The organism is Mesorhizobium sp. M2E.F.Ca.ET.209.01.1.1 (assembly GCF_004010375.2).
Lineage (GTDB): Bacteria > Pseudomonadota > Alphaproteobacteria > Rhizobiales > Rhizobiaceae > Mesorhizobium.
In genome coordinates, this window is sequence record NZ_SADP02000699.1 from 1 (window position 1) to 331 (window position 331).

Genomic DNA, 331 nt, shown 5'->3' on the forward strand with positions numbered 1-331 from the left:
AGCGGCGTGATCGGGTTGGTGGTGCAGCTGTAATTCGGCCCGTTCCCGGCGGGCAGCGCCGGCGCACCGATCGGCCGCGGCTGGAAATACTTGGCCATGTTGCGCAGCCGCGATTGGCCGCTGCTGCTCGATGGATCGTCGTTCCACCAGCTGTTGACGGCGCCATAGGTTGCCGGCGCGGCCTCGTCGGGATCCTGGGTGAGCTTCCAGTGATTGCCCGGTTCGTCGGGGGCGAACATGGGCACGAACATCGTTGCCGGATCGCCGACGCCGATGCCGGTGTTGGCCGAGCCACCGGACGGCGTGGCGTCGTTGATGTTGTAGGGGTAGG

Annotated in this window: 1 pseudogene; it reads right to left on the reverse strand. The window is 67.1% G+C overall.

Going from position 1 to position 331, the window contains the following annotated elements:
* A pseudogene (locus EN852_RS37495) lies at positions 1–331 on the reverse strand (hypothetical protein); the annotation flags it as partial.